The sequence below is a fragment of the Phyllobacterium sp. SB3 genome (genome assembly GCF_040009165.1).
In the GTDB taxonomy this organism is placed as follows: domain Bacteria; phylum Pseudomonadota; class Alphaproteobacteria; order Rhizobiales; family Rhizobiaceae; genus Phyllobacterium.
The window spans coordinates 59,512-75,930 of record NZ_JBDYKI010000012.1; the positions used below are offsets into that span (position 1 = coordinate 59,512).

At 55.8% G+C, this 16,419-nt stretch carries 13 protein-coding genes; 12 read left to right on the top strand and 1 reads right to left on the bottom strand.

Features of this window, described 5'->3' with window-relative positions; all coding sequences use genetic code 11:
* Positions 1–23 precede the first annotated feature (23 nt).
* On the bottom strand, positions 24–686 hold the full coding sequence (locus ABKW30_RS27415; protein WP_348602123.1) for a GntR family transcriptional regulator: 663 nt from the start codon (positions 684–686) through the stop codon (positions 24–26).
* Positions 687–959: 273 nt separating this feature from the next.
* Here ABKW30_RS27415 and ABKW30_RS27420 point away from each other — a divergent pair, with 273 nt between their 5' ends.
* From ABKW30_RS27420 to ABKW30_RS27475, 12 genes are all read left to right on the top strand, one after another.
* Positions 960–1,952, top strand: coding sequence for a GlxA family transcriptional regulator (locus tag ABKW30_RS27420; RefSeq protein WP_348602125.1), 993 nt, complete (start codon positions 960–962; stop codon positions 1,950–1,952).
* A 199-nt stretch (positions 1,953–2,151) separates the two neighbouring features.
* Positions 2,152–3,822 (top strand): ABC transporter substrate-binding protein, encoded by a 1,671-nt coding sequence (locus ABKW30_RS27425; RefSeq protein WP_348602126.1) that lies wholly within the window; start codon positions 2,152–2,154, stop codon positions 3,820–3,822.
* A gap of 72 nt (positions 3,823–3,894) precedes the next feature.
* Positions 3,895–4,908 carry an ABC transporter permease gene (locus ABKW30_RS27430; protein ID WP_348602127.1) on the top strand — a complete coding sequence of 338 codons (1,014 nt, stop codon included), beginning with the start codon at positions 3,895–3,897 and terminating at the stop codon, positions 4,906–4,908.
* A 3-nt stretch (positions 4,909–4,911) separates the two neighbouring features.
* Positions 4,912–5,787, top strand: a complete 876-nt coding sequence (locus ABKW30_RS27435; protein ID WP_348602128.1) for an ABC transporter permease — start codon at positions 4,912–4,914, stop codon at positions 5,785–5,787.
* The gene (locus ABKW30_RS27440; protein WP_348602129.1) at positions 5,784–7,874 is read left to right on the top strand and encodes an ABC transporter ATP-binding protein; all 2,091 of its coding nucleotides are present in this window, start codon (positions 5,784–5,786) and stop codon (positions 7,872–7,874) included. Before ABKW30_RS27435 ends, ABKW30_RS27440 begins: the two co-directional genes overlap by 4 nt.
* A 2-nt stretch (positions 7,875–7,876) precedes the next feature.
* Positions 7,877–9,148, top strand: coding sequence for an MFS transporter (locus ABKW30_RS27445; RefSeq protein WP_348602131.1), 1,272 nt, complete (start codon positions 7,877–7,879; stop codon positions 9,146–9,148).
* Positions 9,145–10,578 (top strand): dihydropyrimidinase, encoded by a 1,434-nt coding sequence (gene hydA, locus ABKW30_RS27450; RefSeq protein ID WP_348602132.1) that lies wholly within the window; start codon positions 9,145–9,147, stop codon positions 10,576–10,578. Before ABKW30_RS27445 ends, hydA begins: the two co-directional genes overlap by 4 nt.
* Positions 10,575–11,348 (top strand): SDR family oxidoreductase, encoded by a 774-nt coding sequence (locus tag ABKW30_RS27455; protein ID WP_348602133.1) that lies wholly within the window; start codon positions 10,575–10,577, stop codon positions 11,346–11,348. Before hydA ends, ABKW30_RS27455 begins: the two co-directional genes overlap by 4 nt.
* Before the next feature lie 37 nt (positions 11,349–11,385).
* Positions 11,386–12,432: an NAD-dependent epimerase/dehydratase family protein gene (locus tag ABKW30_RS27460; protein WP_348602134.1), complete on the top strand. Its 1,047-nt coding sequence runs from the start codon at positions 11,386–11,388 to the stop codon at positions 12,430–12,432.
* Positions 12,429–13,355 (top strand): allantoinase PuuE, encoded by a 927-nt coding sequence (locus ABKW30_RS27465; RefSeq protein ID WP_348602135.1) that lies wholly within the window; start codon positions 12,429–12,431, stop codon positions 13,353–13,355. Before ABKW30_RS27460 ends, ABKW30_RS27465 begins: the two co-directional genes overlap by 4 nt.
* A complete protein-coding gene (locus ABKW30_RS27470; protein WP_348602136.1) occupies positions 13,348–15,063 on the top strand; it encodes a thiamine pyrophosphate-requiring protein in 1,716 nt (571 codons plus the stop codon). Before ABKW30_RS27465 ends, ABKW30_RS27470 begins: the two co-directional genes overlap by 8 nt.
* 19 nt (positions 15,064–15,082) lie before the next feature.
* Positions 15,083–16,417: a dihydroorotase family protein gene (locus ABKW30_RS27475; RefSeq protein ID WP_348602137.1), complete on the top strand. Its 1,335-nt coding sequence runs from the start codon at positions 15,083–15,085 to the stop codon at positions 16,415–16,417.
* Positions 16,418–16,419: the final 2 nt, after the last annotated feature.

The window sequence follows — 16,419 nt, forward strand, 5'->3', positions numbered from 1 at the left end:
CCTGATGCCAGGCGCGGGAAGGCTCAGCCTACGCTAAGAAGGTTCATAAAACCGTTTCGCACCTGATCGATATGCTTGCGCATGTTTTCCCTTGCCGCCTCACCATCCCTTTTCTCAATTGAGAGAAGAATGGCGCGGTGCTCCTCGCATGTCTCCTTGAACCGGCGCGGAAGTTTCTCAACGTTGCACATCCGGGCCATCCGCCGGACATCGGCAATGGCATTGGCCAGCCAACGGTTGCCGCAATTTTCTCCAATAAGCCTATGAAGGCGATCATCGAGTTGCCAGTGTAAGGCGAGGTCGATCATTTCCGCCTTCTCCATACTGTCAATTTCGGTTATCAGATCGTGTACCTGCTCCGGCGGTATCCTTGTTGCTGCATGAAACGCAGCATCCCCTTCAAGCAGCCGCCGAAACTGGATCAGCTGAAGGTATTCTTCCAGTCCAATTTCGCGCACGACAAGCAGCCCATTTGACAGTCGGCTAATAATTCCTTCGCCCAACAAGCGGGACAGTGTGGCGCGCATCGGGGTTCGCGAAACATTCATCCTTGCGGCAAGCGCTCGCTCTTCCAGTATCTGGCCGGGCAACAAGTCACCGGTTTCGATCAGAGCCAGAACCTGCTCGTAGGTATGTTGGGAAACATTCTTGCCGGGTTGTCCCGGTTGAAAATCTTCGTTTGGCATTTTCCTCCTGACCGGTCCTCTCGCCGGTTCCTGCACCCACATTGACAGATTCGATGGCTTGCTGATACGGTATCGCAGTGGGATACCAACGGTATAGTATCGGTATTTCGGATAAATACAAATCGCGGGAACTTTGCACAAGCTGGGAAGTGTGAGGCAGACGGTTAGCGACCATGAAGAAGCTTTAAGCAATGCTTCTCTGGTAGCTGACACCGCTCCAACAGTAGCAGGTGCCAAAGTCCGCTCAATTCCTCTTAGAACCGGATCGAGACAATGTCCGAGCAAATTCTGTCGCTCAACCAGCTCGCGCAGGGCGATCGTCCAATCCGCATCGGGTTCTTTCTGATACCGGATTATCCGCTCATGACATTCTGTGCCGCGCTGGATTCATTGCGGCAGGGCAATAGGCTGGCAAAGAGGTCGGTGTTTGAGTGGTCGTTGATTTCCGCCGACGGCGGGCATGTAAAATCGAGCAGTGGCCTTGGCTTCGATGCCGATGCGTCAATGGCGAAAGCGTCGCGGTGCGACGTCGTTATATTATGTGCCGGAATTAACTACGCGGATGCTTACGAACCTGGTGTATTTGCTTGGTTACGGCGGATCCACTCCGAGGGATGTATCCTTGGTGCCGTCAGCACGGCAGTCTTCTTCCTTGCGAAGGCAGGGTTGTTGGAAGGGAGACGCTGTGCGGTTCATTGGGAATCCCTTGCAAATTTTCGCACCGAATTTCCCAACTGCCTGCCTACAGACGACATTTTTGCTATCGACGGTCGGTTCCTCACATCGTCAGGAGGAACCGTCACTCTCGATATGATGCTATATTTGATCGCCGCCGTGGAGGGTCGGGATTTGGCCTCCCAAATCTCCGATCAATTCAATCACCCGCGCATTCGACGACAGAATGACGTTCAAAGAATGGATGCATTGGACCGGTTTGGCATTCGAAATCCAAAGCTTGGTTTTGTCATCCGCCGCATGGAAGCCTCGCTAAACGATCCGATCGAAATTGCGCAACTCGCAGGCAGCGTTGCAATGTCAGTCCGGCAGCTTGAACGCCTCTTTCAATCCAGCTTCAACAAGAGCCCATCAAAATTCTACATCGAACTGCGGATGTTACGCGCGCGGGAATTGCTCCTTAATACCGAGCTCGCGATCAATAGCATTGCCGACATCTGCGGCTACGAATCTGCCTCACACTTCAGTCGCTTCTATCGTCGTCATTTCAGGGAAAGCCCTGTTGTAACGAGGCGAGAGGACAATAGGTGAGGCGGGATACCGCTGGGATAATATGTCGTTTCGCGCATAGAGACCGTCGAGTCAGTGCATATATCGGAACGCAAATCGCTCCTAGATTGCCTCTACGCCTATGAGAATGGACAAAAGTCCGCAGTGAAGCGAGACCGGGGTAACAGACGTCACCGAGGCCACAAACGGAACCGTAAGTGATCAAGAGGAGATAGCGATCATGGACAGAAAACAGCATCCCTATATACCCACGCTCGTTACCGACCTCACGAGCGGTGGCATTAGTCGCCGAGATTTTTTACGCAAAGCAACACTTCTCGGTGTGTCAGCCGCCGCCGCGTATTCGCTTGCCGGTATTTCCGAGCCGAGTGTCGCAAAGGCAGAAGACATGCCCAAAGGCGGCAATGTGCGTATCGGAATGCGTTGCATGGAAATCAAGGATCCCCACCTTGCCGACTTTGCCGAGAAATCAAACGTCGTTCGCCAAGTGTGCGAATATTTGACCCTTACCGACCGCAACAACATCACCCATCCCTATCTTTTGGAAAAGTGGGAGGTCAGCGAAGACCTGAAGACCTGGACGCTGCATATTCGAAAGGACGTTAAATGGCGCAAGGGTGGCAAGGCTTTGACGGCCGACGATGTCGTCTGGAACTTGAAGCGTGTGTGTGATCCTGCAATCGGATCGTCGATGCTGGGCCTGTTCACCGGTTATCTCGTACAGGAATATGACGGCGACGAGAAGGACGAGAAGGGAAATCCGAAGAAATCGAGCAAGCTCTGGGCAGACAACGCGATCGAAAAGGTCGACGACGTTACCGTCCGCCTGAACTGCTTTGCGCCTCAGATCGCAGTTCCGGAACATCTCTACCATTACCCGATGTTTATTCTGGATCCGGCCGAGAATGGTGCTTTTGGTGCGGATGCCAATGGCACAGGTCCGTTCGAAATTGTCGAATACGCGGTGGGCAAGGGTGCGAAATACAAGGCTCGTAGCGATTACTGGGGCACCGGTCCATATCTTGACACGTTCGAATATGTTGATCTTGGCGATAATCCCGGAGCAGGGATCGCAGCGATCGCATCAAAGCAGGTTGATGGTCTGTCGGAGGCCGATGCTGTCCAGGTCAATGCAATGAAAAACTTTCCGCACGTCGCGGTCTACAAGGTCGAGACAACCCAGACTGTTGTCGCCCGCATGCATCCCGATGCCGAGCAGTTCAAAGACAAGCGTGTCCGCCAGGCGATGCGCTACGCGATTGATCGGGAAAAGATAGTCCAGACGTCACTTCTTGGAGCGGGCACGCCTGCGGAGGATCATCACGTCGCTCCCTCGCATCCCGAATATGCAGCCCTTCCCAAATATCCTCGCGATATCGAAAAGGCGAAGAAGCTGCTTGCCGATGCCGGATATCCGGAGGGCTTTGAATTTGACATGGTAACGCGCCCGGATCCGATATGGGAGCTGAATACGGCACAGGTTCTGGCAGAACAGTTCAAGGATATCGGGGTCACCATCAACATCAAGTCGCTGCCAAGCGCCCAATACTGGGAAGTCTGGACAACGGCGCCCTTCAGTTTGACGGCTTGGGGACATCGTCCGCTTGCCATCATGACCCTGTCGCTTGCCTATCGCTCGAATGCGGCCTGGAACGAGTCTCACTACTCGAATGCGGAATTCGACCAGCTGCTGACAAAAGCGGAGGGCATTCTCGATCCGAAAGAACGCAGCAAGGTCATGGCGAAGATCGAGGCGATCATGCAGGATGACGGGCCAATCGTTCAGCCCTTCTGGCGCATCTTCTCGACGGTCATGGACAAGAAGGTCAAGGGCTTCGAGCTGCATCCTTCGCAGTACATTTTCGCTCATCAATACGCGATCGCGGCATAAATCCTCCCTGCCATCCCCGGTCGCAGAATTGCGATCGGGGACAGTGCAGACGGCGACGGAAGCTATGGCACCATGGTAAAATTTCTGCTTAATCGATTGGCGATGATGCTGCTGACAATGCTCTGTGCATCGTTCCTGGTTTTCGCGGTCTGCGAATACACACCCGGCAGCGTGGCGCGCAAATCGCTTGGGCCATTCGCAACTCAACAGCAGGTCGACCTGCTGACGGTAAAATTGAAGGCGAATGATCCGCTTGTCGTCCGCTATGGCCGCTGGCTCGGCGTTCTCGTCGGAGCTATCCCTGATCCGCTGCAGGACCCAGGTACAGGCCTCAATTTCAAAGACCCGCGCGGCGCGCAATATTTTGGCAATTTCGGTTATTCGACCCTCAACAAGCTGCCGGTCAACGATGTGATATGGAACCGGCTGGGCAATACTGCGATCCTCGCGGGCCTTGCCTTTCTCCTTATCGTGCCCCTTTCCATCGTCTTTGGCATTCTTTCCGGTCTGAAAGAGGGAGGGGCGCTCGACCGAACGCTGTCGGTCATATGTATCACCTTCACGTCGATCCCGGAATTCGCGTCCGGCGTCTTTCTGGTCACACTTTTCGTAATCCTCTGGCCGATACTCCCCGGGACAAGCCCTCTGAACAGCGACGGAGGTTGGGCAATCCCTTACCAGTTCGTCCTGCCCGTGGCGGTGCTGGTGATCTATGATTTTGGTTACGTCGCCCGCATGATCCGCGTTTCCATGATCGGTGTAATGGAACGACCCTATATTCGCACTGCCGTGCTGAAAGGCATGAGCACACGTCGCGTAATCCTTGGTCATGCCTTGCGCAATGCAATGATTGCCCCTTTCACAGTACTGCTTCTTCAGATCAACTTTCTTATCAGCGGCGTCGTTGTAACGGAGCTCGTCTTTGCCTATCCGGGTTTTGGGCGCTTGATACTCGAAGCCAGCCTGTTCGGTGATATCTCGACTCTCGAGGCGGCAACGCTAATCACTGTCGCCATTGCCGTCGTGACGCAGCTGCTGGGCGACCTCGGCTACATCCTGCTCGATCCACGCATCCGGGTGAGGTAAATCATGGCAACGTTGGACATTCCAGATGCCGTTCAAGTGGCCCGTACAAAACGTCAAGCACGGCCAGACTGGATGCGCATCTTTTATTCACGCACAGCCCTGGTCGGCTTGTTTCTTGTCACATTCTGGGTTGCCACGGCCTTGCTTGCTCCCATCCTGCCTCTGCCATCTCCAACGGATTCCGATGCCATGGCCATGGGCAATCCATATCCGTCCGCGGCTCATTGGCTAGGCACCGATATTCTCGGGCGGGACATTCTCTCGCGGCTGATCTTCGGCGCGAGAACGGTGCTATCCGTCGCCCCGCTTTCGGTGGCGGTCGCGATGATTGTTGGAATTACGATGGGCATGCCTGCGGGTTATTATGGCGGCTGGATCGACACTGTCATCAGCCGGTTTTCCGACATTATCCTCGCATTCCCTGTACTGGTTATCTACGTGATCCTGATCGCGAATATCGGACCATCGGTGATGAACATCGTAATCGCGACAACGATTGCGTCGGCTCCCGGCATAGGACGCATTACGCGCGGCTTGGTGCTTGGTCTCAAGGAGCAGGAATACATTGCGGCGGCGCGCCTGCGAGCAGAGAACACACTCTACATCATGCTCGTCGAACTCCTTCCCAACTGCCGCAGCATGTTGATCGTCGATGCCTGTTTGCGCATCGGTTACACAATAATCACTATCGGTATCCTGGGGTTCCTCGGCCTCGGACTGCCTCCCCCCAATCCGGACTGGGGTGGGATGGTCAAGGAGAGCGTAACGGTTCTCAATGTCTGGCCGTTGATGTCTCTCATCCCCTCCGCAGCGCTCGTCAGTCTTGTCCTTGGCTTTAATCTTCTCGCCGACGGCATGAGGGAGGCTTGGAAACCATGAACCTGATCGTATCCAACCTTAAAGGAGCGGCTATGTCCGGCAGTTCAAAGTCCGATACCGTTCTCGACATCAAGGATCTGAGGATCGAGTTCCACGGCAAGAGCGAGACCGTGGTTGCCGTTCCTGCCCTTTCCTTTAGCGTCAAGGCAGGGGAGAGCTACGGTCTTGTCGGTGAATCCGGTTGCGGCAAAAGCACAACCGCCATGGCCATCATGGGGTACCTCGGCAACACGGGTGTGATCGCCGGGGGCAGTATCCTCTTCGAAGGCAAAGAACTTATCGGCGCAAGTGCGAAAGAACTGCGGGCAATCAGGGGCCGGCAGATTGCCATGGTCTATCAGGACCCGATGAGTGCACTCAATCCGGTTAAAACGATTGGTTCCCAGCTTGCAGAAGTGCCGCTTCTGCATCTGGGAGCATCGCGCAAGGACGCCATGGAAATGGCTGCTGCTATGCTTGGAGATGTCCGCCTGCCTGACGCCGGTGACATGCTCAAGCGCTATCCGCATCAACTTTCCGGGGGTCAGCAACAGCGCGTGGTTATCGCTATGGCGCTGCTTGCTCGCCCGTCTCTGTTGCTTCTCGATGAGCCGACCACCGGCCTCGACGTGACCGTGGAAGCGGCTGTTATTGACCTGATCGGGGAGTTGCGCCGCAGATATTCAACGAGTCTCTTGTTCATCTCGCACAATCTTGGCCTGATCGCCGAAACCTGCGACCGGGTCGGCATTATGTATTCCGGCGAAATGGTGGAGGAGGGGACAACCGGCGATCTCTTCCGCAAACCACGCCATCCTTATACCCAAGGCTTGATCGACTGCATCCCCGATATCACCCATGACAAGCGCAGCCGGTCGCTCGCCGCCATCCCGGGCCACATTCCGCTGCCACAGGAACGCCCCACCGGCTGTTTCTTTGCGCCGCGTTGTGCAGGGTTCACGGCCGGTCTTTGTGATCGGCCAGATCTTGAGCTTGAAGATATAGGCGCCAATCATATGGTTCGCTGCGTTCGCTGGCGGGACATGAGGCGCTCCCAACCTGCCCAACTTACGCAAATAGGCAAGGCTCAGGCTCAAACAGAGGCCGTGGCAGTTTCTGATCTGACCAAGCTTTATCGGTTAAGCGGGGACAAAACTCTTAAAGCGAATGAATCCGTTTCCTTCAGTGCGGCAAAGGCTGAGATCGTTGCACTCGTTGGCGAGTCCGGCTGTGGGAAGTCCACGTTGGCCCGTATTGTAACGGGCCTTGATCGGGCCACTTCCGGAGAAGTCCGGATAGCCGGCGAAAACATCGCGGAAATTCAGGCGAAAGATCGGCCTCGCCATCTTCTGCAGTCTGTCCAGATGATATTCCAGAATCCGGACAGTACCCTCAACCCGTCGCATTCCGCTGCTTTCTCGATCCGTCGTTCGATCAAGAAGTTTGGAATTCGCAAGGGTAAGGTTGCGATCGAAGAGCGCGTACGCGAGCTCCTTGAAATGGTGCGGCTGTCACCGACGATCGCCAACCGCAAGCCAAATCAGCTCTCCGGCGGCCAGAAGCAAAGAATAGCCATCGCTCGTGCGTTCGCGGCCGATCCATCCCTTATCGTTGCTGATGAGCCTGTTTCAGCTCTCGACGTTTCGGTGCAAGCGGCTATCGTTACGCTTCTTCTCGACATCCAGCGAGAAAAGCAGTCGACCATGCTGTTCATCAGTCATGATCTGGCGTTGGTCAGGCACGTCGCGGACAAAGTTGTCGTCATGTATCTCGGCAAGGTAATGGAGCAGGGCACTGTCGAAGAAGTCTTTGGCGGCGGCACGCATCCCTACACCGAAGCTTTGATTTCCGCGATCCGCAGCCCAAATCCGGATGAAAAGCCGCGCGATCGTGTTCATTTGACTGGTGACACACCCAGTCCAATCAACGTTCCCGCCGGTTGTCGATTTGCAACCCGCTGTCACCGGAAAGTCGGAGCAGTGTGTGATTCCGTGCCACCTCCGTTGCGAAAAATGTCAGATACACATGATATTGCCTGCCATATCGAGGCTGCTGGACTAAGTGCCCGTCCTTCTCCATTTGGCGCATTCGTGCAGGGACGTGTGTAACCGTGACACAAGTCTGGGCACACGTAACCAGGCTTCGGCAGAAAGTTGCGCGGTCCCGCGCCATTTTCCCCGTCTTGATCAGTATATGCATTATCGGCACTGGTAATGGCCTGCTGACAACAGCAGTCTCACTTCATTTGAGCAACCCGGATGTGGATTCGCAAATTGTCCAGATAGTACTGACGGCGTTCCCGGCGGGATTTCTTGCCGGTTGCTTTGTCACGCGGTTCTTCGTTGCAAAACTCGGGCATCAGAGGACCTTTCTCTTGGTTTCGCTGCTCGCGGCGCTGGCGACGGCGGGATTCACCCTGACAATGTTCATGCCTGTTTGGGTGGGCCTTCGTCTGATGAACGGTTTGTCGATGGCAGCGCTGTTTATCGTTTCTGAAAGCTGGATCAATCTCTATGCGGACCAGCGCAATCGTGGCACCTATTTCGCGCTCTATATGCTCATGACCTCACTTGCGGTCCTGTTCGGACAGGTAATGGTCGAGGTGGCGGGGCCGCATTCGCCGCATTTGTTCCTTATTGCAGCGATGACGATCGTGGCAGGCATGGTATATTGCAAATTCATCGCTGGACCCTGGCCAGTCCTTCCTGCCTGGGAACCCCCGCCAGATCCCTTGATGATCGCGCCAGCCAAACAGCGCTATAGTCTATGGAAACTTGCGATCCTTGCGCCTGTTACGATCCTTGGCGTTTTTCAGGCCGGCATGACCAACATGAATGTCTTTGCAATGACACCGATCTACGGGGTTCATATTGGACTGCCGGCCGTAACCACCGTAGGATTGACTACAACGTTCAGTATCGGTGGCATGCTGGCTCAGACGCCCGTAGGCTGGTTATCGGACCGCTTGGATCGCCGCCTGATCTTACTTGTACAGGGCATTCTTGCTGCTTTGCTGTGTGCCGGAATCGTATGGTCCGGCAATCGGTTTGTTCCATTGCTCTATGCGCTTTTTTTCGCTTACGGAGCGACGGCCCTTACTATCTACCCGGTGGCCATCGCCTTTGCCAATTCACAGATCGAAAGCCGTCATATGGTGTCTGCCTCCGGCGGATTGCTCCTCCTCTATTCCATTGGCAACGTGATGACGCCCGGCGTAGCAGCTGGTCTGATGGAACATGTGGCGCCGCAGGCGCTGTTTGTAATGCTCGGCAGCGGCGCGGCATTGGCCGCAATCGCCGCCAGCTTCAACCTCATGCGCCGACATGCCCTGATACCTGTCAGCAGCAGATCGGATTGTGTAGCCTCGGGAGTAAACGAATGAGCAACGCATCTTATTTTGATCTCGTCATCCGCGGCGGTCGGGTCGTTTTACCGGATGAGACCTGTGAAATTGACGTGGGGATCCACGGCGGAACCATTGCTGCCCTTGGAAAGGATTTGCCCAAGGGCGACACGGAAATATCGGCGAAAGGACGGCTTGTCCTACCCGGTGGCGTCGATAGTCATTGTCATATGGATCAGCAGCCGTGGGAAGGCAAAGCGACGGCTGATGACTTCAATACCGGAACGCTGTCGGCAATGTGCGGAGGGACGACAACCGTCATCCCCTTCGCCATGCAGATGCGCGGACAATCGCTGCGACACATCGTTCTGGACTATCACGAGCGAGCCCGTCCAAAGGCTCATATCGACTATGGGATCCATTTAATTGTCGGTGATCCGTCGGCGGACGTGCTCCGCAATGAGATCCCGGCTTTGGTCGCCGAAGGCTGCACGTCGATCAAAATCTACCTTACTTATGACGGGCTGAAGCTCGACGACTATGAGGTACTGAACGTCCTTGATGTTGCAAGGTCGGAGGGTGCGATGGTCATGGTGCATGCAGAAAACGACGCTTGTATCCGCTGGCTCACAGAGAAATTTATCGAGGCACGCAAGACCCAGCTAAGGTACCATGAAAAGGCCCACTCGGCGATCGGCGATCGGGAGGCTACGCATCGCGCAATCAGCCTTTCGGAGTTGATCGAGACTTCGATTTTGGTCAGCCATGTTGCCGCCGGTGGCGCTGTCGAGGAAATCAGGCGCGCAAAGGCCCGAGGGTTGCCTATCTACGCCGAGACGTGTCCGCAGTACCTCTTCCTGTCGGCTGAGGATATCGATACCCACGACCTTTCCGGATCAAAATGCGTCTGCACGCCGCCGCCACGCGACAAATCGAACCAACCGGCGATTTGGGACGGGATTCTTGACGGCACCCTCGAAGTTTTTTCTTCGGACCATTCGCCCTGGAATTATGCGGACAAGATAGCAGGGGGCCCTGATACACCCTTTAACAGAATTCCAAACGGCATTCCTGGCATTGAGACAAGGCTGGCCCTTCTTTTTTCGGCTGGCGTCAATGGCGGCCGCATGTCCCTTCAAAAATTTGTCGAGCTCACTTCCGCAGCACCCGCTCGTCTCTTCGGTCTCTATCCACGCAAGGGAGTGATTGCCATTGGATCAGACGCAGATCTGACGATCTGGGACCCGGAACGAATCGTCACCATCGACAACGCAATGTTGCATCATGCAACTGACCATACCCCTTATGAAGGTCAGACGGTGCGGGGCTGGCCCGTGATGACCATTTCGCGCGGTGAACTGGTATGGGATGACGGCAAGATTCTGTCCAGGCCGGGGCGCGGACAATTCATTGCGCGAGAGCGGCCCTTTGCTCCTCGGCAGGACCTTTCGCGGATACTTGCGTCATGATGACGACTCGAGATCCATCGGGCGGAAGGCTCGGCGGCCGGGTGATCTTCATCACCGGTGCTGCAAGCGGTATTGGGGCAGCGATCGCACGGTGCTGCATAGCCGAAGGTGGAAGCGCCATTTGCGCCGATGCTTCGTTGAATGGCGCTTCAAAGCTTGTCGGTGCATTGGGCCCTCGTGCCTTGGCGCTTGAATGTGATGTGACGGACCAGCATTCCATGGACCGGGCAGTGAACGCAGCCTTCGATCAATTTGGGCGCCTTGATGGATTGGTCCATAATGCAGCAGCGCCCTCGCTTGATGGCACAGTCGTTGATCTCAGTGAAGAGCAATGGCGGCTGGAAATCGACGTTAGCTTAACGGGCGCATTTCTTGCCAGCAAGTTCGCGATACCCCTCATGATTTCTGGTGGGGGCGGGGCAGTGGTGCTTGTCGCGTCGCAATTTGGGCATGTCGCGACCGGAAAGGCGGTAGCTTACTGCGCGGCCAAGGCAGGCGTCGTCCATCTTGCCAAAGCCATGGCGGTCGATCATGCGGCCGATGGAGTCCGCGTTAACAGCCTGTCTCCGGGAGCGGTCGCTACTCCCAGGCTCTTGCAACGTTGGCCGGACCTTGAAACGGCCAACAAAAATCTGGGACCCGCGCATCTGCTCGGCCGGATCGCGCAACCCGACGAGATTGCCGCTGCTGCCGCCTTTCTGCTTTCCCCGGACGCCTCCTTTGTTACCGGCACTGATTTGCTCGTGGATGGTGGTTATGCAGTTCGGTGAAATGTGTTTGTAGCAATCAGATGAAATGGATTTCAAAATGACTCTTCTTGTCACCGGCGGTACCGGTTTCGTTATGAGTGTTCTGGTTCGCGAATGGCTTGACCACGATCCGCAGGCCCGAGCCGTCATCCTCGATCGGTCCGGCCTGGACACCATGGCTGAGCGGTATTTCGCAGCCGTTCGCGACCGCCTGACGGTCATTACTGCTGATATTCTTGATTCAAACCAGTGGTCGAGGGAACTTGATGACCATGATATTTCGTTAATCGTTCATGGTGCAACGATAACCCCGATCTCCCGAGGCAGTGCAACAGAAGCCAGGCGCCAGCCGGAAGCCGAAGACCCGGCCCGGATCATGGATGTCAACCTGATGGGGACCGTCAATGTACTCGAATGGGCCCGTAGCAGGGACACGGTCAAGCGCTTCCTCTATGTCAGCTCCGGCGCGATCTATCGCCACCACGGCCCCGATTGGGCTGGCGAACCCCTGCCGGAAGATGGCTACGTCGCACCGCTGACCCTTTACGGCATTTCCAAATTCGCCTCGGAAATGGTCGTCAACCGTTACGCTGATCTCTTTGGCTTGTCGGCCTTAAGTGTTCGCCTGTCGTCTGTTTACGGTCCCATGGACCGTGCAACCACGAGCCGCAATTTCCGCCATGTACCAAATCGCGTCGCGCATATGGCTCTGGCGGGCGAGGTGATCCGACCAAACAGTTTGGAACCGGTAGGTGACTATGCGCACTCGGTCGACGTGGCGAAGGCAATCATCGCTCTGCTAACAGCGCCTTGTCTTCGTTATCGCCATTACAATATTGGCAGCGGCGTCACCTCTACAATCGGTGATGTGATCACTTGGGCGAAGGAAAAAATACCCGGTCTGCGGGTCGAAGTCAGCCCATCTGAGACCGCCAACATGATCCAGGGCACCGAGCTGAAGGACGGTATGTGGGGCGCCTACGACCTTGCTCGTATCGAGCGCGACACTGCCTGGCGGCCGCGTTCAGGCAAAGAGGCTTTTCACGATTACATGGACTGGATCGTCGCCAACGAAAGCGACGCAGCAGCGGGGGAAGGACTATGATGACGGGTGAAGCCGCATTGAACAATACGGAGCGCCAGCCGCGCGATTTCATTGGCTATGGTCCAAAACCGCCCTTTGTGCGCTGGCCGAATGGCGTAAAAGTCGCCATCAATCTGGTACTCAATTACGAAGAGGGCTCGGAGTATTCCTGGCTGGAGGATGGCCGTAACGATAATTGGGGTGAATATAATATTCCCAATAGCCCACCGGTTCGCGATCTGGGCACCGAGACCCATTTCGAATATGGCAGCCGCGCCGGGGTATGGCGTCTGGCGCGCCTTTTCGACCGTTACAACACCCCAATTACTGTGTCAGCCTGTGCTGTGGCGTTGGAGCGCAATCCTGCCGTCATCGAATGGATGAACGCGCGCGGCCACGATCTTCTGGGACATGGCCTGCGCTGGAGCGAATATTCTACCATGGATCGCAATGACGAGGAGCGCCAGCTTCATGAGTCAATTGCGCTCTACGAGAAGCTGACAGGACGGCGCCCATTGGGCTGGAACTGTCGCTCTTTTCCCAGCGTCAATACGCGCGACTTGATCGTTAAAGAAGGTGGCTTTCTCTATTATTCCGATCCCTGCAACGATGATCTTCCATATTACACTGACCACGACGGGACGCGGTTGCTGGTTGTCCCATATTCCAAAACGCTGAACGACAGCCGCTATCTCATCGCGCCGGGCTACAGCAATCCGCGCGATTTTGCCGAAGATTGCCGTTCCGCCATCGATTATATGGTTGCCGAGGCTGATGAGACCGGGGGGCGGATGCTCACAATTGGTGTGCATGCCCGTTGGATGGGCCAACCCAACCGTGCCTCGGGTTTGCGCGAGGTCCTTGAGCACGTCAGCAAGACACCAGCTGCTGCCTTCATGCGCCGCGAAGATATCGCGCGTCATTGGCTCAAAAATCATGAATAAATCAATCCGCAAGGCAGATGTGAGCGAAGCAGACAGATTGATGGTCAGCCCGTTGAGGGTTGGAGAACAGACTATGTCCGGCGCTCAAATCGTCGCTTCGATCCTCAATCTGGAAGGCGTCAAGCAGATCATCGGCTTTCCAAACAGCGAGCTTTTCGATGCCGCGGCTGCACTCGACATCCCCCCAATCATCACTCGAACGCCGCGCGTTGCCGTCAACATTGCCGAAGGCTATGTTCGCACAGCGCCTGAAGGTGAATTGGCTGTCGTTACGGTGCAGTATGGGCCTGGCGCTGAAAGTGCGTTCGGCGGTATCGCCCAGGCTTTCAACGACCGGGCCCCCATCCTTTTTTTGCCGACGGGTTATCCGCGCGGGTCGGAAGCGGTGACACCAAATTTTCACGCCAGCCGCAACTTCCGGCACGTGACCAAATGGTGTGAGACGGCAAGCCGGGTCGAACATCTGCCCAAATTGATGCATTCGGCCATTTCCCGTGTGCGCAACGGCCGCCCGGCGCCTGTATTGCTGGAGTTGCCCGTCGATTTGCTGGCGGAAAAGCTCGATCTTTGCCATGAGACCTACCAACGACCAAGGCGCAGTACACCGCAGGGTGATGCTGGCGAGATTGCTGAACTGGTTAAAACCCTTCTGGCTGCTAAAAACCCGGTGGTGTTCGCGGGGCAGGGGGTGCTCGCGGCATCGGCGTCGAAGGAACTGGTCGAGTTTGCCGAGTTGCTGCGCATCCCTGTCATGACAACCCCTAACGGTAAAAGTGGTTTTCCGGAAAACCACCCGCTGGCGCTCGGCACCGCAGGTAGGGCCAGACCGGCGACGGTCGATCATTTCATGGACAAGGCAGACGTCGTTTTGGCGCTGGGCACAAGCTTGACGCGGTCCTATTACATATTGCCGATCGCGAAAGATAAGGTGCTCCTGCAGGTTACGATCGACGAGGGTGACCTCGGCAAGGATTATCCCATCGCACAAGGCGTGGTCAGTGACGCTCGCTCGGCACTCAGGCAGATAATCGCCTATGTTAAGCAACACCGGCACGTCGTGGCGGAGCGTGCCGACATCGTGCACGAAATCCGTTCAATACGGTGCGCATTCATGGAACGCTGGATGCCGCTGTTAACAGCAGATAGCGCGCCGATTTCACCTTACCGTGTTGTTTGGGAAATTATGAATGTGGTTGATCCGGCCACCTCTGTCGTCACTCACGATGCGGGCAATCCACGCGACCAGTTCAGCCCGTTCTATGAAGCCACTGTACCAGGAAGCTATATGGGCTGGGGGAAGACAACTCAGCTTGGCAGCGGGCTCGGTTTTGCCTTGGGCGCCAAACTCGCGCGGCCCAACGCCACGATCGTCAACCTGATGGGCGAGTCTGCCTTTGGCATGGTTGGCATCGATTTTGAAACCGCCATCCGCTGTAATCTGCCGATCCTGACGGTGGTCTTGCGCAATAATGTGCTTGGTGGCTATGCCGCCAGCATGCCGATAGCCACCGGGAAATATGGTGCAAACCGAATGTCAGGCGCCTATGCGCCTATCGCAGAAGCCTTGGGGGGCTATGGTGAATGTGTGACCGTTCCGAAAGTTCTTCGATCGGCGCTCCTGCGTGGCCTTGAAAGGGTCGGCAACGGACAGGCCGCGTTAATCGAAGTTGTCACACATGAAGAGCCGCGCCTTCCGGGCTTGAGTTGAGAAAAGCGGGGAGCGCGATATGTTTGATCTGCTGATAAAAGGCGGTATCGTCGTTAATGCTGAAGGCGAGCGCAGAGCTGATGTTGCCATCACCGACGGCCGCATCGCCGCGCTCCTTTCTCCCGCGGAAAGAGCAGTCGCACGGGTGGAGGTGAATGCTGCCGGAAAACATCTGCTGCCGGGATTGATCGATGCGCACGTCCACTTGCGCGAGCCGGGGCTCACTCACAAGGAAGATTTTGACAGTGGTACGAAAGCCGCGGCCCTCGGCGGTGTCACGACTGTGTTCGACATGCCGACGGATGATCCCTGGACAGCCACATTTCAGCAGCTGCGCGACAAAATGGAATTGGCGAGGGGGCGTGTCAACGTCGATGTAGGGTTCCAGGGTGTCATAAGCAGGGACATAGACGCTATCGAGGAAATGCTCAAGCTTCGACCGGTATCCTTGGAGTTGTTTACTGCGGATGTACCCGACGCCTACCTTTTTGACACCCTTGATAGTGTTCAGCAGACCCTAAAACGATTTGGCTTCGAAAATACGGTGATAGGCGTTTCGCCGGGCGATCAAACTATCCTGTTGGGTAGCGAGGCGCGCGATCGGGCCGGAGATATTCAGGCATTTTTGTCCAGCCGCCCACCTTTAGCTGAGGCCAGCGGTATCGCTCGCGCTGTTCTGGCTGCCGCGCAATCCTCCGCGCCTGTTCATGTTCGTCAGATCAATTCCGTCCTTGGCCTTGATGTATGGCGCCGCATGAAGGACATGGCGGACGCAACAGTAGAGACAACACCCCAAAATCTCTTTTACACGGCAGATGACTACGAAGTATTGGGAGCAAATCTGAAAGGCTCACCCCCTTTGCGGGCGCGGGACGATGTGCAGGCGTTACGCGCAGCGCTTTCCGAAGGACTGATCGATATCATGGTGACGGATCATGCACCACATAGCACCGTGGAGAAGTCTATGCGTTACGGTGCGTTCGCCGATATCCCTGGAGGGATGCCTGGCCTACAGACCTTTCTGCCGGTCATGTTGAAGCTCGTCGGCGAAGGGGTGATAAAGCTGACCGATCTTGTGCGTATGTGCGCTTTTGCTCCAGCCCGACGTTTTCGTCTCGGTCGTTCAAAAGGTGCGATAGCCGCGGGTTATGATGCTGATATCGTCATCATCGACCAAAACCGGAAATCGAAAATCACCAACGGGCAACAAATGTCCCGGGCGGGCTACACGCCATTCGATGGTTGGACCATTCCTGGTGAACTTAACGACGTCTTTCTGCGCGGAAAGCCGATCGTAAATAATGGATCCCTTCTCACAAAGCCTCAGGGCCAAATCATCACCCGGCAGGATTGAGG